Consider the following 17,989-nt stretch of genomic DNA (forward strand, 5'->3'; position numbering starts at 1 on the left):
TGATTCATATTTTATCGGGTATAAGTATAGGATTAAGGATTTTTAATTTATTCAACATTAAGAGAGGAAGGATGTTTGTTTTGAACATCTCTCAAGAAGCGCTGCACGATTTCGTGTGGGGCTTAATCGCATGCCGTTATACTTATGGAACAACTGTTAAAGAGGAAGAGAACCTAATTCAGGTTACATACGGATATCCTGTTGGTGATAGAAGACATGAGCTTTTCATTACTCCCTTTGGGCTTAGAAAAGTATTCAAAAAAGCTCCCTTTAGCCCTCATTATTTGACACTCGTTACTTCAAGGCAAGAAGCACCTCAGCTATATTCTTATTATCTTTCATCCTCTCACTATCTCATGATCCTAGAAGATATTGCTGCACTCGAATTGAGCACTTCTTACAAATCGGCAGATATGAAACTTAGTGAAATAACGGATTATACAGAAGCACAGGAAGTGAACACGTATTTTCAGTTAAATGCTGTAAATTTAGAACAGATAGAACAGGAAGGGATTAACCAATATGTAATGTACGATCACCTAACACCTGTCGGATTTGGCCGAATCTCTTCAACGAGAAAGTCAAAACGAGCCTGTTTAGATAATATTTATATTGACCCTGATTATCGAAAGCAAGGGTTAGGGAGCCACTTATGTGAAAAAATCATTCTCTATTCCGCCCCCCATACAACGAGCTGGATTTTAGCTTCTAGTCAAATGGGCTTCAGCATCTATCTCAAACTGGGGTTTAGAAACACAGCTTTCTTATTTACGTACAAAAAAAGGTCTAACTCTATATGAGGTTAGACCTTTTCTTCTTATATTCGGAGCAGGCATTAATTATATTTTTGACTACCAAAGGATTGGAGGCAAAATGAAGATGGATATAACTAGCTACAAGAGAATCTCCTAAATATCCTTGGAACTGGTTCTTACCCCAGCTATCATATTGAAAACAAGGGTTAACTTCTTCATGGCTTCTAATAGAAGAATAATGAAATTCATGTCCTCTAAGCTTCGTCCCTTTTATTCCTAGTATTGAATCTTCTACAATATTTACTTCTCTGTACCCAATAGCTGATAAGGTTTCATTCATCTGAATTTGCTGCGGAATAATACCTGCCATAGGGTATCTTTTTCCGTTTGTCAATCTAAGGCTTTCACATAAGAGCATATAGCCCCCACACTCTGCAAAAATCGGCATTTGGTCAACAACCGCCTCTTTTAGTTGTTTAAATAATAATGGATGAGAGGAAAGTCGGCTCGCATATTCTTCTGGGAAGCCCCCGCCTAAATAAAGCCCGTCACAATCAGCTGGAATGCCTTCTCCTTTCAATGGAGAAAAGTAGCATAGATCAGCTCCTGCCTGCCTTAGCAATTCGAGATTTGCTTCGTAATAAAAATGAAATGCTTCATCATAAGCAACTCCTATTTTCACCTTTTCTTTAGCAGGTGAACTGTATTTGACTTCACGTGGGGGAGGGGGAATAATAGGTGCTTCGCTCGCTATCTTATCGATCAGATCTAGATCAAACTGCTTTTCGATCGTAACGCTTAATTGTTCAATCAAACGATCATATTCACCTTCTTGAAGAGCGGATATCAGTCCTAGTTGACGCTCTGGCAAAGTGGGTGTATCCCCTGTTTTAAGGTACCCGACTACAGGAATCTGGCATAATTGTTCAATTGCGCTCTTACATAATTCCGCATGGCCTGAACTCCCTGCCTGATTAAGAATCACTCCTTTAATCGTGGCATCGCTTTGAAGTAGTTGAAATCCTCTCACCATCGCTGCTGCACTTCTAGCTGCTCCGCTGATATTAATTACTAATAAACTAGGAGCAGCTAAGATTTTGCTTATTTCGTATGTGCTCCCCTCATCACTTAAGGCTGAACGGCCATCATAATAACCCATCATTCCTTCAATGATTGATAGGTCCGCATCATTACTTCCATTTATAAATGTTTGCCTAACCCATTCAGATGAAGTCATCCATGTATCTAGTTGATGAGACGTACGCTTTGTAATAGCGCGATGAAACGTTGGATCAATATAATCGGGGCCGCATTTATATCCTTGAACGCTTTTACCTTTCTTTTTATAGGTTGCCATTAAACCTAACGTAATGGTTGTTTTCCCTACTCCGCTGTCTGTACCTGTAACTACGAATCGTGGCTGCATTTTTTTATTCTCACTCCTGCTACAAATGTGCTTTTTCTTGTTCAAATGAATAGACATCCTTTTTTCGCTGGAATTGATGCATCTTCATACAAGTCATGCCCCCTATTAAACTAACAAATGCTGATAAAATAAGTGCTCCAAAATACTGATTTGTCATTTCTATAATGACCCCCGTAGCTAAAGGAGAAATGATCTGGCCGACACTAAAAAAGATCGTGACAAACCCCATAGCTATAGGTACAGCTTTTGGAGAAACAAAATCTGCTACAGCCGCATTCATAATCGTTGGGACGGCCCATAAAGTAAGCCCGTATATACCTACTTCAATAGCAACCAATAATGGAGATATAGAAATAGATAACGCGATAAGCATTGTAAATTGAATCAGCAATACAGCTGATAATGCGTACATTCTCCCTAATTTATCAGATATCGTCCCCCATATAAACCCGCTTGCTATACTGAGCGCTCCTGCAATAGAGAAATAGAGCCCTGATCGTTCTTTTGAGTAACCTAAATCAAACATAAGATAATCAACTAAAAAAGTAGAAAATACTAAATAACTGAATCCCCAAGATAAGTATATAAATCCTATTGTCCACACTCTTTTATTACGATAAATAGAGGGTGTTGAATTCATATCTAAGGAACGGTCATTATTTATCGGGGGTTGAACCTGATGTTTTAATGCTGGTGCATTTTTTAAGAATAACCCATTAAACAAGATAAATATAGAAGTAATCCCCGCTAGGATATACCAGCTGTCTCTCCAACCCTCCGCACTCTCACGAACGATTTGTGGAACAAGTATACCGCTTATGACCATCCCGACTCCAAGGCCGCCCATTGCAATCCCTATCGCCATTCCTTTGTTTTTATTTGAAAACCAGCTTCCAGCTAAGCCCATTGCTGGTATAGAAGAACCGCCTGAGCCTATCCCTAAAAGAAGCACACCAACGACAGCTACAAAGAAATTTGCTGCATTGGCATTAATAAGCATCCCGACAATAATAATCGTAAGGGAGACGTTAATGACAACTTTTGCACCAATCTTAACGACAAAGTAACCTACAACAGCTACACTTATCAAATACCCTATAAAAGCAGCAGAGGCGACAAAGCCGATCTGCCTGTAATCTAGACCTATTCCATCTTTCATAAAAGGTAAAATGGCTCCTAAAGAAAAGCGGCCAAATCCAAGACTAGCAAGCATCGTCAAAAACAATAAAAATAAAATAACAGAGCTTTTTTGTATCTTCAGATGTAAACACCCCTTTAGGCGCCTTTTTATTTATATAGTCCATCCTTAGATAATTCGCGGGCAAGATGACTATTCCTGCAAATATACAGCAAAAAAGCCCTAGCGCACGACACCACTAGGACCAAATCATTTGATACTTGTACATTTTATGGTTTGATGAAAGTCATTACTTGTTAAAATAATATTTTCATCAAGCCCATTACACACTGCTAAATACCCCCGCTCTAAATTAAATCCAATCCCGTCAATCACATAATCAACCGCTACCTTTCCACTTAATTGATCTTCTTTAAGGCAGGAGATATGAACCGTGCTTTCAATCATTTCTATTGATCGTATCTCTTGATTTAATACTCTATGTATTTCATTTAATTTGTTCTCTTCCCATGATATCTGCATACTAGAAGGTGCGAACTCTAAATTAATTGTGTTAAAGGTGATTGAATACTCGCCAATCCGATTTGCACAAAGCTCAATTTGCTCATTCCCTGCCTCAATAATCACAGGCATTTCTCTCAACCACCTATTACTTTGATGATCCCAAGCAATCCATATACTTTCAATCGTTTTCCCTGTCAAGGCTACTAATTTTTCTTTATGTTCTGCTACTAAGTCCACGGGATTACTGATAAAGCGAGGTGAATAAGTATTAAGTCTACCCATCACGGTCCTCCTTTTCCGATATCTCTTTGGCTCAACATGATTGTAGATTCATTAATATATGAATACCGATACCGATGCCTTCTTTACCCCTATACCTATATTATTAATCATATAAACGTATATTGGAAGGAAAATCTAATTCATATAATAATTTGTAAATGTTAATACCCTGTTTAGCTCCACTTGAACCATGGGTAAGGGATAGATAAAAGGAGGAGGAATCAGGTATGTTCCGAAATGTAAACAAACATCTATTTTATTGCATTATTTACCTTATTGCCGCCTTAATTAGTGGAATCGGATTGCTTTTTAATCACAATATAAGCATCCTATTCGTCATTTTAACTGGTGTTTTTTTCATCCTATCTATACTTTCATTTTCACGTTACTTAATGAATAAGCCCAAAAAACTTTAATCCATGTCCCAAATGAAAACCCCGCTGCTTAGGCAGCGGGGCTATTAAAGTGTTCTTAGCGAACGGCACAGCGGTTAGGGCCGATCTCCATTTCACGTTGTTCGTCAACATCAGGAGTTACTTTCCCCATATTTGTTTGACGAATTTCTTGGTATGCATTAGGCTGCGGGGGAAGATTCTCAGTTACTAACTTTCTAAAAGTCTCTTCATCCTCAATATTTAAGCCATGATTCTCTGCAAATAAAGTCCCTAACTTCTTAGCTACGCTTCCATCTGCATTTAATTCCTCAATAATCATAAAGTGAGCAGGCAGTACAATTAATTCCTCAGATAACTCCTTGTACTTAACGTATAAGCTCTCACGCAAGTCGCCAACCCAGTCCTCTGCCATTCCAGCAAGATCTGGTCTGCCTATTGAGTCAATGAATAGGATATCACCAGATAATAGGTATTTTTCATCGACTACAAATGATGTAGAACCAATCGTATGACCAGGTGAATATAAGGCGTGAATATTAATTTTTGTATCCCCTATCTTCACTTCATTTCCATCTTGTAGTGCATGATATTCAAAAATAACTTCTTCAGCATCCTTTGGTGGAAGCCAGTAAGCTGCACCTGTAGCCTCAGCGATTTTTCTGCCGCCTGAAATATGGTCAGCATGAAGATGTGTATCGAATACATGCTTAATCGTTGCTCCTATCTCACTAGCGAAGTCAATATAAATATCTGTCATTCTCGTTGCATCGATAATAGCTGCTTCTCCGTTAGAGACAACCATGTAAGATAAGCACCCTTTTCCAATACGAACAAATTGATACATCTCTCCGCCATTACTTAGCTCCCCAACTTTCACAGGCTCTAAATGCTCACTCCAAGCTTTCATACCGCCAGAAAGATAGGATACATTTAAGCCAGCTTCTAGAATCATCTCAGCTACCATGATTGAAGAACCTTCTTTTGCACAGACCACTAGGATCTCTTTATCTTTTGGCAGTTTATCCATAATACCCTCTACCCCATCGATCAAATCAAAGTAAGGGATATTTAGGTACTCAAACTTTTCTCCTTCAATTTTCCAATCAGCAAAATCTCCTTCGTTACGTACATCTAAAATAAATAGTTCTTTTTTGTCCATTACTTTTCTTGTTACTTCTTTAGCAGTCATCGCTTTTACTGACATTCAAGTTACCCCCTATAGTATAATTAATAGTAAAATTTTTTAATTAAAATGTTAACGTTACGTCGGCATCTTTAGCAAACTCTAAAAAGGTTACCGCTCCGCCAACTTCAATTCCATCTACAAAATCTTTCTTTTCAAGTCCCATTACATCCATCGTCATTTGACAACCAATAAATCTAACTCCTAACTCTTGAGCCATCTCTACTAATTCTGGGATGCCTGGTACATTTGCTTCCTTGAACCCTTCAGCAATTTGTTCTTTTCCTTCTGGCATAGCTAATTGTTTATGTGCTTCCTTATGGATCAAATTCAATCCTTCAAATGTGAAAAAGATGGCTACTTCCTGATCTGTTGAAGCTGCTGCTGTAGCGATATTAAATACTTTGTATGCATCAAACATTCCACCATTACTTGCGATAATAGCTACTTTATTACTCATTTAAAATTTCCCCCTAGTTTTTAATTTGAATTTTATGATTAAACTTTATTCATCAAACTCATAATTTCATTTGGATCAAACCCAATAACCCACTTACCGTTGATGTTTGTTTGTGGAACTCCCATTTGACCTGTCGTATTTACAAGCTGCTGCATTAATTCAGGCTTATCTTCCACGTTTACTTCTTTAAAAGTAATTTGAAATTCATTCAAAAAGTTTTTTAACATAACACAATATGGACATCTATTTGTCGTATAGACTGTAACACCCTTCAAAATTAACGCCCCCTATTACCCAATAGGGTATATTATGTTCCAAAAAAATTTATGCTACTTCTCCATTCCACGCTATCATCCCACCAACCATATTGGTTACCTGATATCCGCGCTCTGAAAGGAATTGCGTGGCACGCCCGCTTCTAGCACCTGATCTACATACAATAATATACTCTTTAGACTTATCTAATTCATGCATGCGGAATTCAAGCAACCCTAAAGGAATTACAAGGGCACCAGGGATTTTCCCTTCAGCCACTTCATCCACTCCACGCACATCAATAATATTTAGTGGTGCTTTCTTCATTAATAGTGATTCAACTTCTCTTGCAGTCATTTCTTTCATAAGTGACCCTCCCTTTTTATTTAATCATTATTTATTTATTTTAAGTTGTGTGCTGCCTTCAATGACTATATTATACCCCATTAGGTATATTGTCAACAAAAAAATAAAAGTTTTTTCTTACACATGAAAAATGCGTAAGGGATATCTCCCCTACGCATTTTCATGAACCATATAGCCTGTTATTTTGTTTGAGCTACACTAGCGACTTTTTCTTTAAATTCAATACGACGTCTATGAAGGATAGGCTCCGTGTACCCGCTAGGCTGTTCGCATCCTTTTAATACCAGCTCAAGTGCTGCTTGAAAAGCAACGGAGTTCTCGTAGTCATCTGCCATCGGACGATAAGTAGGGTCTCCAGCATTTTGCTGATCTACAACCTTCGCCATACGTTTTAACGTTTCTAACACCTGCTCTTTGGAACAAATTCCATGATGCAGCCAGTTTGCTACGTGCTGGCTTGATATACGCAGGGTCGCACGATCTTCCATTAAGCCGATATTATTAATATCCGGAACTTTAGAACAACCGACACCCTGCTCTACCCAACGGACTACATAGCCCAAAATCCCTTGAGCATTATTGTCTAACTCTTGTTGCACTTCTTCTGCACTCCAATTTGTTTCTTTTGCAAGAGGAATGTCTAAAATTTGATCTTGTAAGTCTTGAATCGTACTCTTCAATTCTTCTTGTACATTTGCCACATTTACTTTATGGTAATGCATAGCATGCAGAGTAGCTGCCGTTGGTGAAGGCACCCAAGCCGTGTTCGCTCCTGCCTTTAACTGACCATCTTTTTGTTTAAGCATCTCTGCCATAAGATCTGGCATTGCCCACATTCCTTTGCCGATTTGAGCACGCCCTGGCAATCCGCAATCGAGCCCTGTATTAACATTCGATTTCTCATAAGACTGCAGCCAAGTTGACCCTTTCATATCATTCTTACGGATCATCGCACCTGCTTCCATAGATGTGTGCATCTCATCACCTGTTCGATCTAAGAAACCAGTATTAATGAATACCACTCTGTCTTTAACTTCTTTTATACAAGCTTTAAGATTGAGGGATGTACGACGTTCTTCATCCATAACACCAATTTTAATCGTATGACGTTCAAGGCCTAACAGATCCTCTACGCGGTTAAATAATTGGTTAGAGAATGCCACTTCTTTTGACCCGTGCATTTTTGGTTTTACAATATAAATGGAACCTTTAGTAGAGTTTTGAACCTTGCTGTTATTAAGCAGGTCATGCTTCGCAATTAAACTTGTAACCATGCAATCTAGAATACCCTCAGGCACTTCATTACCATTTTCATCAAGGATTGCATTATTCGTCATTAAGTGTCCTACATTACGAACGAACATAAGTGATCTTCCGGAAAGTGTCAATGTATCACCAGTGGCTGTTGTATAGTTGCGATCCTTTTGAAGAGCACGTGTTACAGACTGACCACCTTTTGTGAAGGTCTCTTCTAAATCACCTTTCATTAACCCTAACCAATTCGTGTAAACGCCTACCTTATCTTCTGCATCAACTGCTGCAACAGAGTCTTCACAATCCATGATGGTTGTAATTGCAGCTTCCATCACCACATCTTTAACTCCTGCTCGGTCCGTTTTCCCAATAGGATGTTCTCGGTCAATTTGTATCTCAAAATGAAGACCATTGTTCTTTAGCAACAGAATAGACGGGTCTTCTGTTGTCCCTTGATACCCTACAAATTGTGATGACTCTTTTAATTCAGATGTCACCCCATTACTATGTACAACCAGCGTTCCACCTTCGACTGTATATTTTTCTGCATCTTTATGCGACCCGTTAGATAATGGAGCTGTTTCATCTAGAAATTCCTTAGCCATAGCAATGACTTTCTCACCGCGTACAGGATTGTATGCCTTCCCTTTTTCTTGACCATTCTCTTCAGAAATCACATCTGTACCATATAATGCATCATATAAACTTCCCCAGCGCGCATTAGCTGCGTTTAAGGCATACCGTGCATTATTTACTGGTACAACTAGTTGAGGACCTGCTTGCAGCGCAATTTCATTATCCACATTCTCTGTTGTAATCTTAAACTCTTCTACTTTCGGTTCAAGATAACCAATTTCTTGTAAGAACGTTTTATATTGATTAAAATCAAATGTTTCTTTATTTTCCTTGTGCCAATTGTCGATTTTTTGCTGGAGGTCCTCTCTATCGTCAAGCAGTTGTCTATTTCCTGGTGCGAACTCAGTAATTAACGTTTCCAAACCAGACCAGAATTCTTGTTCATTGACGCCGCTTTGCGGGAGAGCCTTCTTATTAATAAACTCATAAAGAACTGGTGCTACTTGCAAATTACCAACTTTCAAATACTTAGTCATATGAATCTGCCTCCTTGAAATATAAATCTACGAACCCGACTGTTATATAACATTACTTTTTTATTGTATAACAAATCACTTGAAAAATAAAGAATTCTGACAATAAAGTGGGATAATTTTTACATTTGCCTCGAATCATGTATAAAAAAACACTGTAATTGCTTTAAGCAAATACAGTGTTACTTAGATTAACCGACCGTCATTTCTAAGTCATCAATCTTCTTCTCTACATATTTGGTATCTTTTCGTGCATTATAGCGGTCTGCTTTTTCTACTTTTACAGCTACATTATAATCAGGAATCTTAGCAAGCTTTTCATATCTCCCTTTAGGTAATAAGAAGTTGCCTTCAGGAAAATGAACGCCTAAATTTCCAGGTGTAATGTCCGCATATTTTGCCTTGCCTTGGAAGACTCCGAAATCATTATAAACAACAACTCCTTCTCCTTGGGCAATTCTTAACTCCTGTGCATCCTTCGCATTTATAAGCACGTCATACCGCTCAGCATTATTAAATGGATCTGTTTCTTTATAGACCATTGAGTTAAATTGCTTCCCGCGGCGTGTCGTTAATACAAAGTTGCCTTCCTTTTTTCCCATATCAGGTATTTCTACTGGAATTAAGCTCCCTCTACCGTCTGGAGTAGGACAAATTCCATCTTCACACAACCACGCTCCGCCCCACTGGAACACATCGCCTTGCTTCTTCAAGTCTTGCACACCTTCGTAATTCGGGTTGGCGACCGCCATTTCATCCCGAATCTCCTGCCCCGTTTTAAAGTCTACTAAATGAGCAGTCTCCGGCTTCACTCGGCGGGCTAAGTCTACGTAGATTTTCCACTCAGAGCGGGCTTCTTCAATACGATTTTTATTCCCTTCAATTTCTGGCGAGAAGTATACCATACGTTCTGTAGAGGTAGACGTGCCGCCCCCGTCCTGCTCATAACGTGTTTTTGCCGGCAATACAATGACCGCTTCTTTTGCATCTACAAGTGTTGAAGTATTTAAAATAATATCTTGATGTACTCGGATTTCTAATTCTGATAAAGCTTTCTCAATGAAATCCGGGTCAGGCATTGTTTCTAAGAAATTACCGCCAGACATATAATAAAGTTTAATTTTACGCTCATGGTCTTCTGGAAGAACGATATTTTCTAACGTAACACCTACCACATCACCTTGCCATTTCGGAATTTCAAATCCCCAAATTTTCTCCATACGATTAATGTTCTCTTCCACAAAATCCCCGCCAGGCAAGACAAACGGATCTGCCCCCATCTCACCTGACCCTTGAACGGAGGAGTGACCACGGAAAGGCATCAGTCCATTATATTTACGTCCAAGATGACCACGAAGAAGAGCTAGGTTTGCTACTTGAGAAATATTGTCTGAAGCAAAAGCGTGCATAGTGAGTCCCAGCGCCCATGCATAGACTGCATTTTTGCTTTTTGCCAAAAGTTCTGCGAGCTCAATGATTCTCTCTTTTGTAATCCCAGAAGATTTTACGATTTCTTCCCAAGATTGAGTCTGAACATGATCTCTTAATTCCTTAAAGTTATTTACATGCTGCTGAACGAATTCATGGTTGATCGCAGAGCCTGGGTCAATGGCCTCCATTTCAAACCAATGCTTCATAATCCCCTGCATGAATGCAATATCTCCGCCAATATTTACTTGATAGAAATCATCTGCAAGCTTTGTACCAAATAAAGCAGACTCTACATTAGATGGAACCCAATATTTATCCATTGCTGGTTCCTTATACGGGTTAATTACAATGATTTTTGCCCCGCGCTTTTTAGCCTCTAACATATATTTTGTAGAAACTGGAGATGCATTTGAAGCTACACTGCCCCAAAATAATAATACGTCTGCTCCGAACCAGTCCTGGTAGTTACAAGTTGAAGCTCCTACGCCAATCGAACGTTTAAGCGCGGTTTTACTTGGAGAGTGACAGATACGACTTGCATTATCAATGTTATTCGTGCCTAAAAAGCGGGCCGTTTTAGCTGCTACATAATACGATTCATTCGTTATCCCTCTTGATGTAAGATAAAAACCATATTGTCTCGGATTAAGCTGTTTCATCTTATCTGCAATCATATCCATTGCATCGTCCCATGTTAAACGAGAAAACTTTCTTTCTCCTTTGCGGCGAATAAGCGGATAAGGAATACGCCCTAACTTCCTCAGCTCTTTACTGTCATATTTTCTTAATTCATCAATATCTGAATGCAAAATTTCCTCGTCAATAGCCGGAGCGGTATTTAAGCGCAACACGTTAAGTCGTGTTGTACACATATGCGGGCCTTTTAAGGTTTGGTCGAACATGCCTGAAACCCCAAGAGCACACCCATCACACACCCCTTTTGTTAAGATTCTAGTCGCATATCCAATATTATCTTTATTTTCCCAAGCAATTTTCATCGAATCTCTAATATGTTTTGGTTTCACTTTTCCAAGTCCAAATGGTATCGGGCTTACCCAATGTTTGGGCTGCGGCATTTTTGTTCCTTTAATAGGGCCTTGGTGTTTTGTTTTTCCCATATTGTTTCACTCCTAAGATTACGTTTAACATGTTGCTTTTCATCCCATTGCAGTAATCAAATCCTCATACTGCAGTAATCAAATCCTCACACTGCAGTAATCAAACAAAAAACCACCGAACTATCCAAGATCATGGACGAGAACGGTGGTTAGTCTTTTACAGGATCGCTGCTAAGTGCCAAGCCAACTATGAATATATTCATTTCAAGTTCGTTTTTAATAAAATCTTTTTGAGGACTGTATTTGTGGGTCCTACTCCCCCATAATAGAAATCGCTTACAATGTCTGGTCAAATAAAACTGAAGACAGGTGCGCTATCTCAGGATTTCAAATGTTACAGACTAATGAATTTATTTAAATCATACCGTTAATTCAAAAAAAATTCAATATCTATGCAGAATAAATATCCACCAAACAATTAAATTTACTTTTTCACTAATCATTAAGACTTGTCAGATTTATAGATTATGTTTATATTTGTAGCGTTCTTATTTTAAATGACTAAGTCAGTTTAATCAGCTTTAGTTGATCACGAAAGGGGGAGAAGGAATTGAGCGAATCTCTAAGTTCATCTAGGTCGATCATTAAATACAGTCATCACGAATTTATAGAACAAGAAGATGAAATAGCGATCGAATTCCCTTTAACCATTTTTATAAATAATGAAGAATTCGCAACGATGGTATGCAGTCCCTGTGACTTTGAGGAGATGGTGATCGGATTCCTAGCATCAGAAGGCGTCATTCGATTTAAAAAAGAAATTAAAGACATGACAATCGATAAAAACCGTGGCTTTGCCTATATTCACTTACATTCAAAAGAGGTAAAAAACCAACAGCTGTTTTCAAAGAGATTTATCGGATCATGCTGCGGCAAAAGCAGACAATTCTATTTCCAAAATGACGTAACAACGGCTAAGACGTCCATGATTAACATGACCATTAAAGCCACGCAATGCATAAACTTAATGAAGCTGATGCAGGAATCCAGTCATGTATTTAAGGATACCGGCGGCGTACATAATGCTGCATTATGTACAGCTGATGAATTAATCGTCAGCCGCTCAGACATCGGACGGCATAATGCACTAGATAAACTGTATGGATATTCATTGTTAAATGGAATTCCAGTAAAAGATAAAATTCTCGTTTTCAGCGGCCGAATCTCCTCTGAAATTTTAACAAAAGCGGCCAAAATAGGCGTTGGAATTGTTCTATCAAAATCTGCTCCTACAAACTTAGCAATTGAGTTAGCACACGATTTGAATATTACCGCAGTAGGCTTTATTCGCGGGCAGTCTTTTAATATTTATTCTCACCCAGAACGAATTGTACTTGATTCATAAATGACGAATAAGGAGGAACTTAACATGAGTTCTTGTAAATTAGATCATCCACTTGAAGATGTAGAAAATAAATTAGGATCACAAGAGGAATACCTTCCTGAAGATGTGTACTCACAGTGCACCGTGTTTTTACAATCTAAGCCTAGCCAACTAGAATTAAATGAACTCTTTCACCTTTTAAAGAAGTATGACTTAGCATCAGAAGAGGAGAAAAAAATGCGGGATGAGAAATTAAAGCAACTAACTAGGAAGTAAGTATTGCTGACAAAAAAGTCTTTACCTAATTATGGTAAAGACTTTTTACATAGTACCTCTTCTTTTACTTATATAGACCTTCAACCAATATTTCAAGGGCATGCGGCACTCGAATACCTTCTGCAGCAGCAGACAATGGCATTACAATAAAATGCTCATTTTTAATAGCAGTCACATCTGTTAATCCAGGGTGGTTTAATAATTGGTTTCTTTTTTCATCTGCAGTGGTTTGACCATAATCAATAATAACAATAACCTCTGGATCGCGATCGACTACTGCCTCCCAACTTACCTCACCCCAATTACTATCAATATCATTAAAGATATTTTCTGCACCAGCCATTGTCACAATTTCGTTCAGAAAGTTTTGTCCTACAGTAAATGGGGCTGCATCACCACTATCATATACAAACACCCTTAAAGGCTCCTCGTTCTCAGGGATTCGTGTTTGAATGGTTGTTAATTCTTTCTGTATTTTATTGATTAGTTCCTCGCCTTTATCATTCACATTGAAAATCTTTGAGATATTACGAATATCTTGGTAAATATGTTCAATGCTCGGTCCTACGATTTTAGAAGATTCATGTAAATAAGCGTTAATTCCAAACTGGCTTAACTGTTCTACTGTGCCTATATTGTCTTCTCGAAATGCACTTTCCCACCCAGCATAAACAAAATCAGGCTCCTGGGCTAACAAAACTTCTTGGGAGGGATATTGCTCAGATAAAACGGTAATTTGTTCATACGCTTCTTTATATATTGGTAAAATTTCATCATCCAAATATGCAGTCCCTACCATACTCTCTTCTAAACCAAGGGCCAGCATAACCTCAGTAACATGTTGGTTCAGTGAAACAGCTCTTTTAGGTACTTCTGAAAACACAAGTACATCTTCAATGTTTTCAATTTCTACTTCTTTATATGCTTCTTCATGCTGCAAAGTTTCCACAGAATCAATCTCATCTTTTTCTTCAGTAGCAGTAACTCCTTCGCTATTTCCACATGCTGCTATTAATAATAACAGCATACCTATAATTAATTTCCTATGTAAATTCTTCATCTGTTTTTCTCCTTCAGTTCGGCAATAATCGTCCAGGTAATCGGTTGGTTATTAGCAGTACTTTTCACTCCAAACGGGTAGCCGCCATCTTTCCAGCTATCCCCTGTATAAGGATGCAGCCTGCCTTTATTTATATCTTCAAATCTATCCTCCAATGTTTCATCAACACTTAAGGGGGTTACATCACAAGAGAATTCTGCAACCTTTATTGTATCGCCTATTTTTTGGTTAGGTTGATAATCACAAACCATATCAGTCACAGAAAATCCTTCAAGCTTCAATAAATAAGCAAGTTCTCTAGGAGTTATAAAACTGAGTTCTCGCTCAACCTTATATTTTGTTTGAGAAACTCCTTCACGATATACCTCATACATTGCTGAATAATGAAAAAGCTGTTCCCTTAATGAAGTGAAGCCTTCCACCGTCAACTCCACGATCTTTATGGACGTCATTTGTTTTTGATGCTGATTTTTCCACAAAGTAGTTGGAGGAGGTATAATGAGATCGATGGCAATTCTCCCTTCATTCCCTAAATGGTTCCTGACCATCGCTAATAGTTCTTGTTGTTCTTTAACTGTGGTGAAGTGCTGAAAGAATCCATCAGCTAATAAAACATGGCTGAATGACTGTTTACAGTTTAATTTAAGAGCATCTTCTTCAATCAGCGTCATTTGGTTAGTTATGCGTTTAGCTTTTTTATTTGCCAAAGCTAACATCTCCTTGCTCCAATCCACCCCAGTAACTTTAATACCAACATTAGCGAGCTCCACAGCGATTCTTCCCGTACCAGTGCCTAAATCCAGAACATGAGATAGGTTCTTTGAGGTTAAAACCCATTCTCGAAAAAAAGCAACTCCTGCTTTACCAGCAAACAAATCGTAGTACTGCGCTTCTAAACTCTTATATTTAGGGTTTGCTTGCCTTATATGCCTATCTCCTTGCATACCGCACCTTGAACATAATGTGCCCGCTAATTGTGCAAATGGTGTCCCTTTTGGAACTCCATTTTTAGAATCCCCGTGCTGCTCATTATATCGAAAGCTGCAATAAGCACATGTATAAAACGCCATCTCGCGTCCTTCCTCTCTAACCCATCGTACTGTCCATCCGTTGTGATGATAACGACCCGCTATACCATCCCATCAGAAATATAAGAGATCTGGACCTTTCCCGTCATTGGATGGGTCGTAATAGTACATTCCACCTGGAAGATTTCTTTTACCAAATCCCTTGTAAGCACTTCAGTCGGTGATCCTTGCTTAACTATTTCACCACCGTTTATCACATAAATGATGTCACAATAAGCTGCAGCCAGATTTAAGTCATGAATTGCTGCTAAGGTGCTTACATTTAAATTTTTCACCACATCGAGAATATGTAGTTGATGCTGAATATCAAGATGATTCGTCGGTTCATCTAATATAAGTACATTCGCTTTTTGCACAAGTGCTCTGGCAATTAGTACACGTTGTTTCTCCCCCCCTGATAAGGTTGAGAAACTACGATTTGAATAACCTTCTAACCCAACTTTTACTAATGCCTGATTAGTAATATAAGAATCTTCACTCGTGTCCTCCTCAAAGAATCTCTTATGAGGACTCCTTCCCATAAGAACTATTTCTTCAACAGTAAAATCAAAAGGTACTGAACTTTCTTGAGCCACTACAGCCATACGCCTTGCCAATTCTTTATGAGTAAGGGTTGAAATATCCTTTTCATCCAACGCAACGAGACCTGCACGTGGTTCAAAGATACGGTAAATGGTTTTTAATAAGGTCGATTTTCCGCTGCCATTAGGCCCAATCAGCCCGACAAACTTTCCGGATTCAATGTCCATAGATACTTGATGAATAATATCTTTATGTTCAATGGTGGTTGTTAATTGCGAAACGGACAGCATCATTTTTCTCCCCCACCTCCAAATGAATACGAATTTCTTCTTAGCAGCCAAATAAAAAATGGTCCTCCACAAAGCGCAGTCACAATTCCAATTGGCAACTCCTGTGGCGCGACAAATGTACGTGCACAAACATCTGCCCAAATAAGGAAAATCGCGCCAACGAACGCGCTTATTGGGAGTACATTTCTATGATCTGACCCTATAAAAAGCCGTACAACATGAGGCACCATCAGTCCAATAAAACCTATGGCACCACTTACAGCAACTAAAACACCCGTTAGTAATGCCGTAACTAGCATTAGTACTTTCTTAAAGATATTAATATTTAAACCCAGAGTTGCTGCTGTTTGTTCCCCCATTAAAAGTAGATTTAGTGGTCTCGCAAAAAAAAGAAGCAGCACCATGCCAATAAACAATGAAAAAAATGGAATAGCCAATTGCTCCCATTTCGCTCCTGATAAACTTCCCATCATCCAAAATAGCGCGTCTCGCACGCCTTCTTCACGCGGTGCTGAAATCACAATATAGCTTGTTACAGCAGAGAGCATCATCGAAATGGCAATACCTGATAGGAGAAGTCTTACCGTAGAAATTTTCCCACTTACTTGTGCAACTAAAAAGACTAAGAAAACAGAGATCAATGCGCCCAAAAATGCAGCGATTGAAAGGGCATATAGTCCAAACATCTTAAATGCTCCTAATACAATGACAAGAGTTGCCCCCACTGAAGCTCCGGATGATATACCTAAAATGAATGGATCAGCCAGGGAATTTCGAACGAGCGCCTGAATAGCCACACCAACAATCGCTAATCCTGCCCCTACAATGGCTCCTAAAATAATCCGCGGAAAGCGAATCTCCCAAATAATTTGTTCCTGAGCTTTTGTCCAATCTTGTACGATATATGTATCTAAATATGGAACTTTCGATAAAGCAATTTTCCATACGGTAATTGGAGAGATTGAAATAGGTCCTATCATTATTGAGACAGTTATCGAAACAATTAAAATGAGGATTAGGCAGAGAACGAGAAACCTTGTTCTCCCTCTTTGATGCTTATTTTTTTTACCCTCCTCTGCTTTTAAAGAAGGGTCGGCCCCACCCGCTTCTTGTAAGCCCCCCATTTCTACTCCCCCTTTTTTTATGAAGCAGTGTTAACAGCAATAGATATCTGAATTTATCTAAATTTCCTTCTAAAACTCTATACCTTTAACTGCTGGAACACCTTCATTGTAATAATGCTTTTCTGGTTCAATAACTGAAACTAGATCAGCTATATTTTTTATTTCATCTTTTGCAGACCTGCCTGTAACGACTAAATGGACGTGGGAAGGTTTATTTTGAATTAAATCTATTACTTCTTTGATCGGTAAAACATCTTCTATTGGAAATTTTTCTATCGCTAGAGCATTATTCAGTTCATCTAAGATGACTAAATCGTATTCCCCGCTCATAACAGCTTCTCTTGCAATTGGCCAGCCTTTTTTCAATGCTTCTCTATGCTCTTCAGGGGTTTTCGTCCAAGTAAATCCAACCCCTAATTGAATCATCTCTACACCTAACTTCTTTAGAGCTATTTCCTCTCCATAGGTCCGCTCTTTTGATTTTATAAATTGAAATATCCCTACATTAAATCCTCTTCCAATCCCACGTAATGCTAACCCTAATGAAGAAGTGGTTTTACCTTTCCCATCACCCGTATATACAAGGGTCAATCCCCTTCTCTTTTTCTGCTGGCTCATATTAGCCTCCT

17 protein-coding genes are annotated in these 17,989 nt (G+C 38.6%); 3 read left to right on the forward strand and 14 right to left on the reverse strand.

The genetic code is table 11. From position 1 onward, the window contains the following. Positions 1-71 precede the first annotated feature (71 nt). Positions 72-800, forward strand: a complete 729-nt coding sequence (locus PQ478_RS14895) for a GNAT family N-acetyltransferase (RefSeq protein ID WP_289234725.1) — start codon at positions 72-74, stop codon at positions 798-800. On the opposite strand, the gene PQ478_RS14900 is transcribed toward PQ478_RS14895, so the two are convergent. The 9 genes from PQ478_RS14900 to PQ478_RS14940 all read right to left on the reverse strand — a co-directional run bounded on the left by PQ478_RS14900 (position 793) and on the right by PQ478_RS14940 (position 11,676). Beyond that, positions 793-2,181 (reverse strand): cobyrinic acid a,c-diamide synthase CobB, encoded by a 1,389-nt coding sequence (locus PQ478_RS14900; protein WP_289234726.1) that lies wholly within the window; start codon positions 2,179-2,181, stop codon positions 793-795. The genes PQ478_RS14895 and PQ478_RS14900 overlap by 8 nt on opposite strands. 19 nt (positions 2,182-2,200) lie before the next feature. Next, a complete protein-coding gene (locus PQ478_RS14905; RefSeq protein WP_289234727.1) occupies positions 2,201-3,394 on the reverse strand; it encodes an MFS transporter in 1,194 nt (397 codons plus the stop codon). Between the two features lie 174 nt (positions 3,395-3,568). Continuing rightward, positions 3,569-4,105 (reverse strand): hypothetical protein, encoded by a 537-nt coding sequence (locus tag PQ478_RS14910; RefSeq protein WP_075680909.1) that lies wholly within the window; start codon positions 4,103-4,105, stop codon positions 3,569-3,571. 471 nt (positions 4,106-4,576) lie between these two features. Then, a complete protein-coding gene (locus PQ478_RS14915) occupies positions 4,577-5,704 on the reverse strand; it encodes an MBL fold metallo-hydrolase (RefSeq protein ID WP_289234728.1) in 1,128 nt (375 codons plus the stop codon). Positions 5,705-5,747: 43 nt separating this feature from the next. Continuing rightward, the gene (locus tag PQ478_RS14920) at positions 5,748-6,143 is read right to left on the reverse strand and encodes a DsrE/DsrF/DrsH-like family protein (RefSeq protein WP_012959605.1); all 396 of its coding nucleotides are present in this window, start codon (positions 6,141-6,143) and stop codon (positions 5,748-5,750) included. A 38-nt stretch (positions 6,144-6,181) separates the two neighbouring features. Continuing rightward, a complete protein-coding gene (locus PQ478_RS14925) occupies positions 6,182-6,418 on the reverse strand; it encodes a glutaredoxin family protein (protein WP_289234729.1) in 237 nt (78 codons plus the stop codon). A gap of 49 nt (positions 6,419-6,467) precedes the next feature. Continuing rightward, positions 6,468-6,764 carry a rhodanese-like domain-containing protein gene (locus PQ478_RS14930; protein WP_289234730.1) on the reverse strand — a complete coding sequence of 99 codons (297 nt, stop codon included), beginning with the start codon at positions 6,762-6,764 and terminating at the stop codon, positions 6,468-6,470. Positions 6,765-6,943: 179 nt separating this feature from the next. Beyond that, positions 6,944-9,130, reverse strand: a complete 2,187-nt coding sequence (locus PQ478_RS14935) for a malate synthase G (protein WP_289234731.1) — start codon at positions 9,128-9,130, stop codon at positions 6,944-6,946. 188 nt (positions 9,131-9,318) lie between these two features. Next, a complete protein-coding gene (locus PQ478_RS14940) occupies positions 9,319-11,676 on the reverse strand; it encodes an FdhF/YdeP family oxidoreductase (RefSeq protein WP_289234732.1) in 2,358 nt (785 codons plus the stop codon). A gap of 550 nt (positions 11,677-12,226) precedes the next feature. Between PQ478_RS14940 and fdhD the strand changes: the two genes are divergently transcribed. Then, a complete protein-coding gene (gene fdhD, locus PQ478_RS14945) occupies positions 12,227-13,021 on the forward strand; it encodes a formate dehydrogenase accessory sulfurtransferase FdhD (protein ID WP_012959620.1) in 795 nt (264 codons plus the stop codon). 24 nt (positions 13,022-13,045) lie between these two features. Then, entirely contained in the window at positions 13,046-13,276 is a 231-nt protein-coding gene (locus PQ478_RS14950) for a hypothetical protein (protein WP_289234733.1), read from the forward strand. 64 nt (positions 13,277-13,340) lie between these two features. Here the strand turns inward: PQ478_RS14950 and PQ478_RS14955 are convergent, their stop codons facing one another. The 5 genes from PQ478_RS14955 to PQ478_RS14975 form a co-directional block, all read right to left on the reverse strand. After that, entirely contained in the window at positions 13,341-14,336 is a 996-nt protein-coding gene (locus PQ478_RS14955) for an ABC transporter substrate-binding protein (protein ID WP_075680929.1), read from the reverse strand. After that, the gene (locus PQ478_RS14960; protein ID WP_289234734.1) at positions 14,333-15,406 is read right to left on the reverse strand and encodes a methyltransferase domain-containing protein; all 1,074 of its coding nucleotides are present in this window, start codon (positions 15,404-15,406) and stop codon (positions 14,333-14,335) included. The genes PQ478_RS14955 and PQ478_RS14960 overlap by 4 nt, the downstream gene beginning before the upstream one ends. Positions 15,407-15,465: 59 nt before the next feature. Next, entirely contained in the window at positions 15,466-16,239 is a 774-nt protein-coding gene (locus PQ478_RS14965) for an ABC transporter ATP-binding protein (RefSeq protein WP_289234735.1), read from the reverse strand. After that, on the reverse strand, positions 16,236-17,360 hold the full coding sequence (locus tag PQ478_RS14970; protein ID WP_289234736.1) for a FecCD family ABC transporter permease: 1,125 nt from the start codon (positions 17,358-17,360) through the stop codon (positions 16,236-16,238). Before PQ478_RS14970 ends, PQ478_RS14965 begins: the two co-directional genes overlap by 4 nt. A 69-nt stretch (positions 17,361-17,429) precedes the next feature. Further along, positions 17,430-17,978, reverse strand: a complete 549-nt coding sequence (locus PQ478_RS14975; protein ID WP_289234737.1) for a cob(I)yrinic acid a,c-diamide adenosyltransferase — start codon at positions 17,976-17,978, stop codon at positions 17,430-17,432. Between the last annotated feature and the right edge of the window lie 11 nt (positions 17,979-17,989).

The sequence above is a fragment of the Alkalihalophilus pseudofirmus genome, assembly GCF_029094545.1.
Taxonomy (GTDB): domain Bacteria; phylum Bacillota; class Bacilli; order Bacillales; family Bacillaceae_D; genus Alkalihalophilus; species Alkalihalophilus pseudofirmus.

Bases quoted from the DNA above. Each gene is read 5' to 3' on its own strand.
- PQ478_RS14895 (WP_289234725.1), top strand. From the start codon at position 72: ATGTTTGTTTTGAACATCTCTCAAGAAGCGCTGCACGATTTCGTGTGG.
- PQ478_RS14900 (WP_289234726.1), bottom strand. From the start codon at position 2,181: ATGCAGCCACGATTCGTAGTTACAGGTACAGACAGCGGAGTAGGGAAA.
- PQ478_RS14905 (WP_289234727.1), bottom strand. From the start codon at position 3,394: ATGCTTGCTAGTCTTGGATTTGGCCGCTTTTCTTTAGGAGCCATTTTA.
- PQ478_RS14910 (WP_075680909.1), bottom strand. From the start codon at position 4,105: ATGGGTAGACTTAATACTTATTCACCTCGCTTTATCAGTAATCCCGTG.
- PQ478_RS14915 (WP_289234728.1), bottom strand. From the start codon at position 5,704: ATGTCAGTAAAAGCGATGACTGCTAAAGAAGTAACAAGAAAAGTAATG.
- PQ478_RS14920 (WP_012959605.1), bottom strand. From the start codon at position 6,143: ATGAGTAATAAAGTAGCTATTATCGCAAGTAATGGTGGAATGTTTGAT.
- PQ478_RS14930 (WP_289234730.1), bottom strand. From the start codon at position 6,764: ATGAAAGAAATGACTGCAAGAGAAGTTGAATCACTATTAATGAAGAAA.
- PQ478_RS14935 (WP_289234731.1), bottom strand. From the start codon at position 9,130: ATGACTAAGTATTTGAAAGTTGGTAATTTGCAAGTAGCACCAGTTCTT.
- PQ478_RS14940 (WP_289234732.1), bottom strand. From the start codon at position 11,676: ATGGGAAAAACAAAACACCAAGGCCCTATTAAAGGAACAAAAATGCCG.
- PQ478_RS14950 (WP_289234733.1), top strand. From the start codon at position 13,046: ATGAGTTCTTGTAAATTAGATCATCCACTTGAAGATGTAGAAAATAAA.
- PQ478_RS14955 (WP_075680929.1), bottom strand. From the start codon at position 14,336: ATGAAGAATTTACATAGGAAATTAATTATAGGTATGCTGTTATTATTA.
- PQ478_RS14960 (WP_289234734.1), bottom strand. From the start codon at position 15,406: ATGGCGTTTTATACATGTGCTTATTGCAGCTTTCGATATAATGAGCAG.
- PQ478_RS14965 (WP_289234735.1), bottom strand. From the start codon at position 16,239: ATGATGCTGTCCGTTTCGCAATTAACAACCACCATTGAACATAAAGAT.
- PQ478_RS14970 (WP_289234736.1), bottom strand. From the start codon at position 17,360: ATGGGGGGCTTACAAGAAGCGGGTGGGGCCGACCCTTCTTTAAAAGCA.
- PQ478_RS14975 (WP_289234737.1), bottom strand. From the start codon at position 17,978: ATGAGCCAGCAGAAAAAGAGAAGGGGATTGACCCTTGTATATACGGGT.